We start from the raw sequence: 12843 nt of genomic DNA, 5'->3' as shown, positions 1-12843 counted from the left end.
TCGTTATCTATCTTTGCAAGCCCAATTTCCTTACTTAAATAATCACTCTAAGGATTTTTCTCACGTTTATTTAAGAAGATGTAATCTGACCTACAAGTTTGGTATGTTAGTCCTTATAGGCGTAGTTTAGTTGCTTCATTTTTAAGCTTTCTAATATTCAGTTTATCCGCAAAAGTCAGTAACAATTTTAGGGGTGATCATGTGAAAAGAAATATTTCTAGAATGCAGATTGGCATACTATTAATGATGCTGATTTTGTCCTCCTGGTGTGCTAGTTCGAGTGAACATAATAAACCTGTGTCAGTGAGTTCTAAGTTAAGCTTAGACTCTAAAATTTTTGACGGTAAAATAAGAGCTAAAGGTGTTTATGGATTGTTTCGCGTTAAAGGGACAATATTATTTTCTGATGGCTTGTTAACTTGGAGAGTTGCCAGCGAGAAAAATACGGAGCAGGCAATGGATTATGCGCCGGCCAATTATACGGTTAAACTGATTGATGAGTTACTTTATTTCACATCTATAATGCCGGGTCAAAGCGGTGACAAACTCATATGGAGTGGAATTTATGATGGCCAAAAGCTGAATAAAGTAGAGGCAATTTGGGTACGCCAAAAGGGTGATTGGGTACATGATTTGTTGCTACCTGAAGAGGTCATTCTTCGATTTACACCGGATAAAATTCAGCGATAGTAAGGTAAGCGGCCAGGCCGAACCTAGTTTTCAGCTAGAAATCTTTGATTCTTCTCTTGACTTATTAAATATCTAATTCTTAAAGGTTTTTTTATTCCCAACCATTGCTAAACCTGACTCAAGCAAAAGGTAACTGTGGAGTTTTAGAACTTTTTCAATTTTCAACTATACTCTAAGCAGGTTACTAAGCAGGTCATTCAAAGGACTACCACCTAGTAGGTTATTCAAAGAATACCACGGCGCTCCACCACCCATTTAATAAAAATTAGGTTGTGAGTTGACACGAATGAAAAGCTTATCATTTATCGAGGGCTTTTTCATCGGTCAAAAGAGAGGTGTAAATGTTTGTCGCAAAAAGTAAATTCGTTGTTTCAAATGGCATGGAAGCGGAAGTTAAAAACTCTTTTATCAATCGCCCTCATCTAGTCGATGACGCACCAGGATATATTAGGATGGAAGTAATGAACCCTATTGATAGACCACAGGAGTTCATTTTAGTGACCTATTGGCAGGATCAAGCAAGTTGGAAACATTGGTATCGGGGCCATACCTATAAGGCAGCTCATAAGCAGATACCTAAAGGATTAAAACTTATCCCAAGAAGTACTGAGATTACTTACTACAACTTGTTTACTGAGTGAGGACCTATGTCTTATTCAAACAAAGATGGACTTGTGCCTTTGTCTTTAGATGGTCTCAAAGCGCTTCAATTAGCCGAAGATGAAGTTAGTACCGAGGTAACGAATGGTTATTTCTCGCTCCATCCAGAGTGTTATAAAGGCGATCCTGCTCGAATTAAAAAGATGTGCCAAGCAGATTTACAGCACCACTATCGTTTTCTTTTAAGTGCGATGATTACCGCGCTGCCTAGTATTTTTAGGAATTATTCATTTTGGTTAAAAGGAGTGCTGGTTAGTCGAAATATGTCTTTACAGCATCCGAAAGATTCGTTCGAGTTAATGAAAGCTTCAATTTTAAAGCGAGTAGTAGGAACGGACAAACCAGTGGTCGTTGCTGTCTTAGATGCCGGTATATCGGTATTTTGTGACGATAGCGTTAATCCAAGCACCTTTCTTGCAGATACTAACAGCACTATATCGTCAACGCCTGAATATACTAAAGCACTGGTTTGCGGTGATAGAAAAAATGCCGAAGCAGTATTTGCAGAACAACTGAATTACGACCTATCGTTAACTGATGCTAGTGTAGAAATTGTGCAACCTGCTATGTATCAAATTGGACAGTTATGGCAGGAAAACAAAATAACCGTTGCCCAAGAGCATTTGGCAACCGCTATATCACAAAATGTTTTGGCAAGAGGTTTTATTACTGCAGATTTCAAAGCGCCTGTTGATAAACATATTTTGTGCGCTTGTATAGAAGGGAATCATCACGCTTTAGGATTGAGAATGATTAGCGATACATTTGAAGTAGCAGGTTGGGACTCCACTTTTTTAGGTGCTGACACCCCTTGTAGTTCAATTTTGCAGCAGGTCGATCTGGAACAACCAGATGTTTTAGCTTTATCAATTAGCCTGCCTCCTCAAGTTGTTGAGTTACGAAGCCTTCTAGACCAATTACACTCGGAATTGGGTCCTAAAGTTCCTTCTGTGGTGGTGGGGGGGTTGGCTTTAAATCAGCATAAAAATATTAGTTCTAAGCTTCAGATTGATGCTTTTTATCAAGATGCAAAGGCTGTTCAGGATGATATTAAATGAACGATTTATTCTTGGATAGTAAAGCATCCAGTCAACCGGTGAAAATTCCTAAACTATTGAAGAATCTTCAGTCGACAGTCGCAGCATTGATTGATGAACAAGGGTTTTTAATTGATTGCAATTTGGGCTTTCTGTTTCTCGTTAATCAGACTGATATTCCTCAACAAAATTGGAATGTTAGAGATTACTTCATACAACCAGTTTTTTCAGATTTTTTAAATGTTCATTCCAATGATTTGGAACTACCCGTCTATCAAGGGATCATGAATGTGGGTGAAATTAACATTAGCTGCCGTTCAATCAATGCTGCTGTGTATCGGTACTCTGGAGGACTATTGCTTATTGGCGAACACGACATTGCAGATCTTGAAAAGCTAAGCGCGAGTGTCGTCGAGTTAAACAACGAGTTAGCTCAGTCTCAAAGAGACTTAGTAAAAGCCAATCGGAATTTAAAACGTAAAGAAGCCAAAATAGAAGAGATGCTTTTAACTGATTCGATGACAGGTATTCCAAATCGGCGACATTTTGAAAAACGTTCGGAAGAAGAACTAAAACGCCACCAGCGACTCGTTCAACCTCTGTGTTTAGCAATGGGAGATATTGATTTATTTAAGCAGGTCAATGATACCTATGGGCATGACGTGGGAGATGAAGTGATCTGTGGATTCGCAAACGTTATGAACAGTTCAAAGCGTGCTACCGACTTTGTTGCACGTGTTGGAGGAGAGGAGTTTATTTTTCTGTTGCCACATACTGATCTATTGCAGGCACAGATTGTTGTTGACCGAATAAGAGAAGTGTTTAGCCAGCAAATTTATGATTCGATAGATCAGCCTATTACTGCGAGTTTCGGTATTACGGAGTTACAGCCAGGTGATACTATACAAGATATGGTTAAACGCTCCGATTTATGTTTATATGAAGCTAAGAAAAACGGTAGAAATAGAGTTGTTTCAAAAGCCTGTTAATCAGAAAATAATCCAACTATCACCTTAGCGCTGTAATTGATGGCCTAGTCAATTATTGGAAAAATCTAGAAAGAACCCTGTGTCACTTAAATATGAAATTGAATCTTACCCGAGTTTCAGTTTGACCGCCGAAAAGCTTTTTCTTTAATTTTTTCTCTTATTATTTTTGACGGTGATAGTGAATTTAAAACTAAAATGCCAGAAAACGTTACCTATGCTAAAGGGTATGTTGACTATATAAAATCTAAAAAAGCACCAATTCTTAGTCAAGCTGAAGTTGTGAGTATTATTCAAAGTATTCAGTCAGGTCGCTTAGCTCAGTCTATTAAAACTAATAGAGAGCATGTTAAGCATGTAAAAGAGATCCTACAGCAGAAAAATGCAGCGCGCCCTAACGGTAAAATATGCCAGAAATGTGGTGGCGAGATGCTAGAGCGAGAAGCTAAACGCGGAAAGAATAAAGGACAGAAATTTTTTGGGTGTTCAAATTTTCCTAAATGTCGGAATGTGGTAATGTCTTAGTCTTACAGGGGTAAGTCAATGGCGTCCTCGATCGATACAGGGTCATTAGGATTTGTCTAATCAATAGTAAAATAATATTAATTATTACCATTCTCCAGACTCAACAACTTTGAATTCTTCGGCTGGATTCTCACTTAAAAACTCATCAGATAGTACATAAAACCACGCTTGCCCAAAGTTTGGAATACCCACTTTGCGCCGCTTGTAAAAAGTCGGGTGACCTTCTAGCGCATCTAGCTGTGCCAAAATTTCGGGAGATATTTCATAAATTTCAATAGTAATTGCTGTACTGCCATTTTCAATCGCACCTGGGAAATGAGTTAAGTCTAATAAAGTAAATTGCGGTAGGGTTTTAAAAGTGTCAATAAACTCCGCACTGCGCAGTAGCCCATGATTGGGTAAGTTTCGTTTTAGACTGCCATAAACCGCTACGAACTTATCAAAATAGTCTAGCCAGGTCACGTCACACCAACCGTCATAATAATTCTTGGGCTGAATATCTCCGTATTTTTCCCAGTCCCATTGTGATTGTATTTCACTAATGGCGCTTTGGTTATGCACCACATCTTCATATTCCAATACATTTTTGACCAAGGCTTGAAACTCAATTTCTTGCTGTGGTGTTCGCTGGTGCTTTTTCATCGCTAATACTTGCCTTAAGCAAGCTGTATATTCTTGTTCATTTTTTATTACTGGCATAGTCACCCCTAATAGCTGATATCGATTTAATCCAATTCAAGAAGCTGATTAACGCAATTGTGATCTTGCTGTAAAGTTAGTCGAAACTTTGAATAGGCTCGGTTGGTGAGTTTAAAAAAGATTCAATCCAGTTTTTTTCAAATTGATAACGCCGCAGAGCATTCGCTTGCCATTCGCTTACTAAGTCTTTTGCACTTGTGGCTGCTTGGATAAGTAGGGTTTTATCTGACGGTAGTTGAGGGGAATTTAGTAGTGCGCCAATTGCTTCAGCGGGTACGCCGAATAATTGGTACTTAGACATATAATTATAGCTATCAGAGCAAATGTCGCGGATTAAGATGTAAAGGTGACTGACTCTATGTGCGAGATCTTGGGGGAGTGTGACCACAGTTTTACTGCCGTTTTCCTTATAACTATAATCGCCAATGGTAAACTCCACATCGGCGCCGCGCCATAATGGATAAGTAACTCGAGTGATAGTCTCCCATTGACTATTTAAGTCGAGAATTAATTGCGCTAGTTTTTGCTCGGTTCGCGCTAAATTTTGTACGGTTTTATCATGAATAAAATCACTAATCTCAAGGCGATGTAATTCAGACTTCACATGTTTTACAGAAGCAATAATAAGCGCGTTAGCAATAGCTTCAATTTTATGTTTTTTAGGAGTGGACTGCGGTAGTGTTTGTTCGGTTAGCTGCTGCTGTAATTGCGCTTCACCGGGAAACTCGAAGGACTCTAAAGCTGTTGAAATTATTTTTATAATATTGTTACCTCGGTTAGAAATTCTATTTCCCCAATAGAAATTGAATTTTTGTGCCACAGGGCGATATAGTTTGCGTTGTCTTACTTTGGTTTGACTGCTTTCTTGCATAGGCTCATTCTCCTAGTATCAGATTTCCATTCTCATTTTGCCTTAATTACTATAACGGCTAATTTGAAAAATGGAAGGGGAGCGCCTGATTTTGCGAAAAGTGGTCTGCCTGAAAAAGCGACACACCTATTTGAGCAGTATGGAAAATCTTCCGCCAACACCGTATCATTAATTAGGTGAGTACGGCTTAGCAATGGTTAAGCACTCAACGCCGCCGATTTAAGGCAACTTGCGGGCGGGGTATAAATACAGCTAAATCGTCGACTGAAAAGCAAACTGACTTTTCTCGATAGGGTGTTGCCTTGATTTATGTTTTCGTTAACGGGATCAATCAAGGAGTAAACTATGTATCCAATTGTCCAGCTCGTAATGCACGAGCTTCAAACGACTAGCCTGTATCAAACACGTCGTAAGCTTGCCAGCTGCTTCTCAACATCTTCCCGGGGTAAGGCATTTAAGCGTGCTGACGCAATCCTCGCTGGAAATATTAAACTGAACATGGCGGGTTTTTTAGCTGACTCGCTTAAGCTTGAAGTCGGTGTGGTAGAGCAAGCGATCAAGCATACATGGAGAATAAAAGAAGAAAAAGCAAGGCTTGACTATTACCAACAGCTAGGTCCTCACATTCGGGTTGAAACCCGTGGGCCTGTCACCCAAATCACTTTTGCTGCTATGTGCTATCACAAATATCGCATTTTAAAGCTACAACGAGAGATAGTTAATTGGCCGATAAAATGTCAATTAAAACAGGTGAGACAAAAGATAAAAACGCACCAACTTGATAACCCAAAACCGCTCAGCATCTTTGGTGAAATAGAAGGCTACTGCTATTGCCCCGATGCGTTTCATTCTTATCCTCTTAATCGGTCTGGCGAACTAACCGGATTAAATTCTGGGCCAGGGCTTGGTAATCCGGTAAGTATTTCAATAGGCGGAAAACCTATTAATTCACAGTCTCAGTTAATCAAAATAGGAGAGTAAATACAATGCAAGAAAAGTTAAAAGTAGAGTTGTCGGCAGAAGCCACCGCAAAGTATTTAGATTGGGTGAAAAAACGCACATTAGCGGAAGTCGCTGCCGACTGCGAGCCAGGTGGTGCAACTATTTCAATAGATATTTGCCCACCGTATTTTAATTTAGTATACGCCATGCAAGGTGAAGAAAAAATTGAGTTTGGTGAAGCTGATGTGGAATTGGTTATAAGTTAAAGTGGAAGGCTTTTTTCCTAAACAAAAAATCTGCCGCAGGCCTGTGAAGCACTGCGGCAGCAATTTAATCTAGACTATAAAACTTAGTAAATTAAGAACTAACCAAAAAAGAAACTGGTTGAATTGCGAGTAAAATTTTTTTGTTTTTTTTAAGCTAAAAAATCATTCGCTTTTATCTAAATTCAAAAACTACCGCAACTTAAACTAGTTTGAGATGCACAAACTAGCCTTATAAGCCTTATCTCACGTAACTGAGTCTCGCGTCACAAAACAATTTATATCTCATTTTTTATCTTTACCAAGTCAGGGGGCTGATATATTTTGCCCGCACTAGCCAACAGATTGATTTGACGTTGGGCCGCTCTACAGCAAAATAAAGGGATTTTAAAATGGCTAAAATAAAGTTATTCGTTTTTCTACCGTTGCTATCTTTGGCGCTCAGTGCACTTGCTAACAATGAGAGCTATATTGAAGCGCTGGAAGATCAAGAGTTAATTTATATTCAAGATATGAATTTTCACAGGCATACGAAAAACTTAGCTGAAGCAAGGGAACATACATGTATCGATCATTTAAAAGCTGGGCTACACCCTAATTCAATATTCGACGGTTGCTCAGAGCTAATTCTTACTCATCAAACGGAAAATACTTCGAGTAAAGGTATTACCTACGCTGACTATTATTTACTAAAGTATTTTTGGCATGATAGCCTAGGAAACTATTATGATGGAAAAAAGCGTAACGCAGTAACTCACTTTTATCGAAAATTTAAATATTGCCCTAAAGCTTATCCGGAAAAAATAGATATTGATGGCGATGGCGGATTGGACTTTTGCGCTAAGCAAAAAAAATGTGATGTAAAAACCCCTGGTGCGAAAGCGAGTCGAGGGAATCCGATTAAATGCGAGAATGGTGAGAAAACCGAAACCGAAGTGATTTATAGTGGCAGCGGTCCTGATCCTCTAAGTTATATTAGCTACTATTCAAGTGAAGACAATAAATGGTCTAGTAATCATTGGGAGCCGCCAATAGGATTTAATAGAGGAGATAACCTTACTAAGAAAATTGAACACGCTGAAGAAGGCGACAATTTTTCAATTTATAGCATAGTTTATAAGAACGGGTTTAATCATATCTTTTATGGAAAGGATGAAGGTGGAGAACAAGTCTTTAGAAGTAATTATGCGCCCGCTGGACGATTGGTTAGACGAGCGAATGGCACTTTAGAGCAGCACTATCCAAGAGGAAAAATTGATTACTTTGATAGTAATGGCAACTTAATAGAAGACAAATCAAATAATGGCTTTCGGCGTTTTTATACTTATACCAGTAGCGGTAAAATAAAAACTGTTACCAATTTATTTAATCAGAGACTTATATTCAATTATAACGATCAAGACTTACTCAGCGAACTGGAAGTTCCTGGCGGTCAATCGTATTTCTTTGAATATGATACTTTGACCAATCTTACTCGAGTGGTCTATCCCGACGAAACCCCTGAAGATTTATCTGATAACCCGGCGACTGTGTTTTTGTATGAAAATAGTAATTTTCCACATAACATGACAGGAAAAATCAATGAAAAGGGAGTACGTTTTGCTACTTGGAAATATGATACACAAGGGCGGGCAATTAGTAGTGAGCATGCTGATGGATTAGAGAAAGTAGAGTTTGACTTTAGCGAAGCTAATCAATCTCGTATAACAACATTTGTTAATGGACAACAGACACAGGACTCTATTTATCACTATGAACTTAATAGAGTGGATAAAGTTGAGACTAAGCAATTAGTTAAACTTGAACAACTACCTTGCGCTGGTTGTACCGCTGGTGATTGGCATTATGAGTACAACGAGCAAGGGCTGCTTGAACAAAATGTTGATCCCAAAGGTGTTATCACTCGCTATGAATATAATGATCGCAAATTAGAGGTAAAGCGCGTAGAGGCTGCTGGTACTGTAAATGAGCGCACTATTACGACAACCTGGAATAAACAAACTAGGCAGCCAACTAAAATAACAAAAGGTAATTTAGAAACGACTTATACTTACAACGCGCAAAATTTAGTTACAGCGATTAATCTAAGAGATGTGCAGTCTGGAGAAACAAGAGTCACTCGAAGGACTTATTCTGATCAAGGTTTGTTGCTTGAGCTAGATGGGCCGCGCTCTGATGTAGATGATACAAGCACTTTTCTCTATGACACTCACGGTAATCTTACCCAAGTCACTAATCCTTTAGGGCATATAACACAGCTGGGTAACTATGATGCAAGTGGGCGAGTTGGCACAATTACTGACCCCAATGGCAGTGTGACAGAGCTTACTTATACGCCGCGTGGATGGTTAAAGTCGAGCGCGACTAATGGCGCAATAACTCACTATACTTATTTTCCTACCGGCGCAGTTAAAACCATTGAATTACCGAGTGGCGCGAAAACTCACTATGAATATGACGATGGTGAAAGATTAATTGAAATAGCAGACACGATTGGCAATCGTATTAAATATGTTCGTGACTTAGCGGGTAATGTCACCGAAACCAAAATTGAAGATACCAATGGTGCACTACGTTTTTCACAAAAATCGATATTTAACGGGTTAAGCCAAATTACACAAAGCTTGGGTAATAATGGCCAGTTAAATAAAGTCACTTATGACGCGAATGGAAATGTGCAAGCATTAGAAAATGCCAAAAATAATAAAACCCTTCACAGCTATGATGCACTTAACCGGCTTGAAAAATCCATTGATCCTGACTCATTCGAAACTTCATTTACTTATAACCGTCAGGATCAGCTAACGCAAGTCACAGACGCCGAAGGCAAAACCACTCAGTACGAGTACAACGCATTTGGTGAAATGACTAAACTAATCAGCCCAGATACTGGGACCAGCACAATGACCTATGATGCTGCTGGCAACCTAACGAGTAAAACTGATGCGAGAGGTATTAAAGTCGATTTTACTTATGATGCGTTAAATCGCTTGTTAACCGAAAGCTACCCGGATAGCAGTGAAAATATTACGTATTTTTATGATGACACGAGCGATGGAAATCACGGTGTTGGTCGTTTGACTCGAGTAACAGATAGTAGTGGTTCGACTAATTTTAGGTACAACTTATTTGGTTTGGTTACCCATGAAATTCGAGTTGTTAATGGCAATACCTATACCACCGCATACCATTACGATGACATAGGGCGAATTAATACAATTACTTACCCAAGCGGTCGCAGTTTAATCTATGGGTATGATGCAATGGGGCAAGTTTCAAAAATTAGCACAGAGTTTCAAGGACAAACCCAAGCGCTTGCTAGCGATATTCGTTTTATGCCATTTGGTGCATTACAAAGTTTAACTTACGGTAATGGTCGTACACTTAATCAAACTTATGATTTAGATTATCGCTTGAGTGACAAGTCGGTTTCGGGAATTTACCAATACCAATATCAATTTGACTTGGTTAATAATATATCCGCTATTACCAACCCGTTAAGCACTTTAGACAATCAACGATTTAGTTATGATGCTTTATCACGCCTTATCAACGCTGAAGGTAATTATGGCGTGTTGAGTTATGACTATGATCGCATCGGCAACCGCTTGTCTCAAACCACCAACGGTAATACTAATAACTACCATTATGCGCCAGACTCTCATCGCCTTATGACAATTAGTGGCGCTGAGTCGCGCGAGTTCAATTATGATGCGAGCGGCAACCTGCTGATTAAAAACAGCGAAACCACCACTAGCAGTGCAACTTTAAATCAAAGTGTGCAGGCTGAAGGAGAATTAGTTAACGGTGATAACCGCCAAGTTAGCGCTCAAAAAGGGCAAGACTTAAATTATTATGTCGACCTACCCGCTGGCGCGAGTAATCTCCAAGTTCGCATTACTGGTGGTAGCGGTGATGCAGATCTTTATCTTTTAGAAGGCAACCAACCCACCGCATCGGTTTACGACTGCAGACCCTATAAGTGGGGTAATAACGAAGAATGTGTTGTGGCATCGCCTAATAAAAATCGTTATTACATTCGGCTACACGGCTATGCAGACTTTGCCGATGTTAATCTAAGTATTAGTTTTAACGCTGCCGATATTCCAGATGATACTAACCCTAATTTAACGTTCACCTACAACGCGAAAGGGCGGCTTAAAACCGCTAGCAAAGAAGGCATGAGCGCGACTTATCAGTATAACTTTAAAGGAGAGCGTGTCAGCAAAGATGTCAACGGCGCGGTAACTATTTTTGTGTATGATGCTAGTGGCCAGCTAATAGCCGAATTAGACAATAGCGGTACTCAAGTAAAAGAATACGTTTACTTAAACGGGCAGCGCATAGCCACAATTAACAACAACAAAACTTATTACGTTCACACAAACCACTTAAACACACCCACGGCGCTGACTGACGAAAATGGAAACGTCCGCTGGAAAGCCAATTACACACCTTTTGGTAAAGCCGTAATAGAAGTAAACACCATTGAAAGTAACCTTCGCTTCCCCGGGCAATATTTTGATGCGGAAACGGGTTTGCATTACAATTATTTTCGGGATTACGACCCGGAGATAGGGCGGTATATTCAGAGTGACCCGATTGGGCTTAGTGGGGGGATTAATACGTTTGGGTATGCTTATCAGAATCCCGTGATGTATAGTGACCCTGATGGACTTACTCCTGCTCACGCCATTGGGGCTGCTTTAGGGGGCGGAGCGGCTGCATTTATATACTATGAAAAATATAAATGTGGTCAGATAAGCTTCTGGGAGTATATGAGTCTTATTTCAGTTGGCGCTGCCTCTGGTGCAATTAGTGCTGGTACCTCTGTTATCGCAGGGGCTTTATTTGCGGGAGGCGGAAATGCTGCCCAACAGTATATAGAAACTGGGGATGTAAACGTGATGGAAGTCGGGATTAATATGGCTACAGCGGGTGTTGCAGGTCAGGTTGGGAATGTTTCAGGGGCGCTCCTAGCTCCCTTTAGAATAGTTTATAGAACGGAACGTCGTTGGTATACTTTGGGGCTGGTGAAACATGACGTGGTTGACCTAATTTATAATGAACCAGTAAAAAACGTAATATATGCTGGTACGTCAGGTTTGGTCGGAGGATTAGTATCTTCAGCTCCGATTCTTTTGGATGAAAATGGTTGTGAGTGTGAATCAAATTAATTTAGAAAAGAGTTTAAGCTGGGTTATATACTCTTTCATAGTTTATACGCTTGCTTTCATAGTAATGGCAGTCATGGAGAAAGAGCTCGAGCTCGAATATTTAGCTGAAGTAATCAATGTGATGAGATACATTGGTCTAGCGTTTATTGGATTATTTCCATTGGCTATTGCGATTTACAGACTTATAATTGTTGAGTTAAATTTGAAAGCATTTTTCATATTTCTATCTATTCAGAGTTTTGTGCTTTTAATAATTCTCAAAAGTATGAATATTTTTTAACTAATAACTAAAAAAATCAGGACATATATGGACGCCTCCATAATATCAAGGCATAGCTATCCTTATCATTACTAAACTTGATCTCGATGTTTTATGTTACTCCAGTTTTAACTTTTTAAATTAACGGTAACGGGTCAAGTCAGTTGCTCATAGCTCAAGGAGATTTAATACCTAGACCAGAACGTATAGAGCTCGAATATGCCTATTATCGCGTGATGAACCGTGGTAGGGATGGTAGTCTGTAATCCCCAATTATTAGCAGCAGTTAAAAGTAGAAAATTATCTAGTTGCTAAAATCCTTTTTTGCGGCACATCGCCATTTGATGAATGAGGTCGTTGATTGTTGTAAATCCATAATCACACTGCTACTAAATCTTGAACTCGGTAAGGTGGACTATACCGTAGGTTTGAAGTACAAATCCCAACAGCAATGATTTGATTGAGTAGTGATATTATTTGGTATGGATGATTTGTAAGTATTACAATTAATTTTTTTGTTTGAATGTGTGATGTTGGGATTTGTACCTCACCCTAACCTCCAGGCTTATAAACTAAAAAGTTTAAAGAAGGCAAAGCTCATGGGAATAAACCCGTTAATACTTCTACTTACAGTTTTAGTGATTATTTTTGTAGTCCCAAACCATTGGATAGTTACTTATCCTAGTGAAGCGTTGGATAGGGTTTTGTTGCATAAAGATTATTCCAAATTGAAA

At 39.3% G+C, this 12843-nt stretch carries 10 protein-coding genes; 8 read left to right on the top strand and 2 right to left on the bottom strand.

The genetic code is table 11. The annotated features are described in order from the left end of the window. Nucleotides 1-201 precede the first annotated feature (201 nt). The 5 genes from ACUR5C_RS14860 (at nucleotide 202) to ACUR5C_RS14840 (ending at nucleotide 3898) form a co-directional block, all read left to right on the top strand. Entirely contained in the window at nucleotides 202-690 is a 489-nt protein-coding gene (locus ACUR5C_RS14860; protein WP_454465961.1) for a hypothetical protein, read from the top strand. Nucleotides 691-1031: 341 nt separating this feature from the next. Continuing rightward, entirely contained in the window at nucleotides 1032-1331 is a 300-nt protein-coding gene (locus ACUR5C_RS14855; RefSeq protein ID WP_454465960.1) for an antibiotic biosynthesis monooxygenase family protein, read from the top strand. 6 nt (nucleotides 1332-1337) lie between these two features. Beyond that, the gene (locus tag ACUR5C_RS14850) at nucleotides 1338-2408 is read left to right on the top strand and encodes a cobalamin B12-binding domain-containing protein (RefSeq protein WP_454465959.1); all 1071 of its coding nucleotides are present in this window, start codon (nucleotides 1338-1340) and stop codon (nucleotides 2406-2408) included. Beyond that, a complete protein-coding gene (locus tag ACUR5C_RS14845; RefSeq protein WP_454465958.1) occupies nucleotides 2405-3376 on the top strand; it encodes a GGDEF domain-containing protein in 972 nt (323 codons plus the stop codon). Before ACUR5C_RS14850 ends, ACUR5C_RS14845 begins: the two co-directional genes overlap by 4 nt. Before the next feature lie 195 nt (nucleotides 3377-3571). After that, complete coding sequence (locus tag ACUR5C_RS14840) at nucleotides 3572-3898, top strand: topoisomerase DNA-binding C4 zinc finger domain-containing protein (protein WP_454465957.1); 327 nt, start codon at nucleotides 3572-3574, stop codon at nucleotides 3896-3898. A gap of 84 nt (nucleotides 3899-3982) precedes the next feature. On the opposite strand, the gene ACUR5C_RS14835 is transcribed toward ACUR5C_RS14840, so the two are convergent. Continuing rightward, entirely contained in the window at nucleotides 3983-4597 is a 615-nt protein-coding gene (locus tag ACUR5C_RS14835) for a gamma-glutamylcyclotransferase family protein (RefSeq protein ID WP_454465956.1), read from the bottom strand. 76 nt (nucleotides 4598-4673) lie between these two features. Beyond that, the gene (locus ACUR5C_RS14830) at nucleotides 4674-5468 is read right to left on the bottom strand and encodes a hypothetical protein (protein WP_454465955.1); all 795 of its coding nucleotides are present in this window, start codon (nucleotides 5466-5468) and stop codon (nucleotides 4674-4676) included. Nucleotides 5469-5813: 345 nt separating this feature from the next. Here ACUR5C_RS14830 and ACUR5C_RS14825 point away from each other — a divergent pair, with 345 nt between their 5' ends. The 3 genes from ACUR5C_RS14825 to ACUR5C_RS14815 all read left to right on the top strand — a co-directional run bounded on the left by ACUR5C_RS14825 (nucleotide 5814) and on the right by ACUR5C_RS14815 (nucleotide 11850). Beyond that, entirely contained in the window at nucleotides 5814-6449 is a 636-nt protein-coding gene (locus ACUR5C_RS14825) for a hypothetical protein (RefSeq protein WP_454465954.1), read from the top strand. A 5-nt stretch (nucleotides 6450-6454) separates the two neighbouring features. After that, nucleotides 6455-6676, top strand: a complete 222-nt coding sequence (locus ACUR5C_RS14820; RefSeq protein ID WP_454465953.1) for a hypothetical protein — start codon at nucleotides 6455-6457, stop codon at nucleotides 6674-6676. 389 nt (nucleotides 6677-7065) lie between these two features. Then, nucleotides 7066-11850: an RHS repeat-associated core domain-containing protein gene (locus tag ACUR5C_RS14815; RefSeq protein ID WP_454465952.1), complete on the top strand. Its 4785-nt coding sequence runs from the start codon at nucleotides 7066-7068 to the stop codon at nucleotides 11848-11850. Nucleotides 11851-12843 lie beyond the last annotated feature (993 nt).

This window comes from Aliikangiella aequoris (genome assembly GCF_053709105.1).
The sequence above is the reverse complement of the archived record's forward strand: the minus strand, read 5'-3'. Positions and strand labels throughout refer to the sequence as shown.

Bases quoted from the DNA above. Each gene is read 5' to 3' on its own strand.
- ACUR5C_RS14855 (WP_454465960.1), top strand. From the start codon at position 1,032: ATGTTTGTCGCAAAAAGTAAATTCGTTGTTTCAAATGGCATGGAAGCG.
- ACUR5C_RS14850 (WP_454465959.1), top strand. From the start codon at position 1,338: ATGTCTTATTCAAACAAAGATGGACTTGTGCCTTTGTCTTTAGATGGT.
- ACUR5C_RS14845 (WP_454465958.1), top strand. From the start codon at position 2,405: ATGAACGATTTATTCTTGGATAGTAAAGCATCCAGTCAACCGGTGAAA.
- ACUR5C_RS14840 (WP_454465957.1), top strand. From the start codon at position 3,572: ATGCCAGAAAACGTTACCTATGCTAAAGGGTATGTTGACTATATAAAA.
- ACUR5C_RS14835 (WP_454465956.1), bottom strand. From the start codon at position 4,597: ATGCCAGTAATAAAAAATGAACAAGAATATACAGCTTGCTTAAGGCAA.
- ACUR5C_RS14830 (WP_454465955.1), bottom strand. From the start codon at position 5,468: ATGCAAGAAAGCAGTCAAACCAAAGTAAGACAACGCAAACTATATCGC.
- ACUR5C_RS14825 (WP_454465954.1), top strand. From the start codon at position 5,814: ATGTATCCAATTGTCCAGCTCGTAATGCACGAGCTTCAAACGACTAGC.
- ACUR5C_RS14820 (WP_454465953.1), top strand. From the start codon at position 6,455: ATGCAAGAAAAGTTAAAAGTAGAGTTGTCGGCAGAAGCCACCGCAAAG.
- ACUR5C_RS14815 (WP_454465952.1), top strand. From the start codon at position 7,066: ATGGCTAAAATAAAGTTATTCGTTTTTCTACCGTTGCTATCTTTGGCG.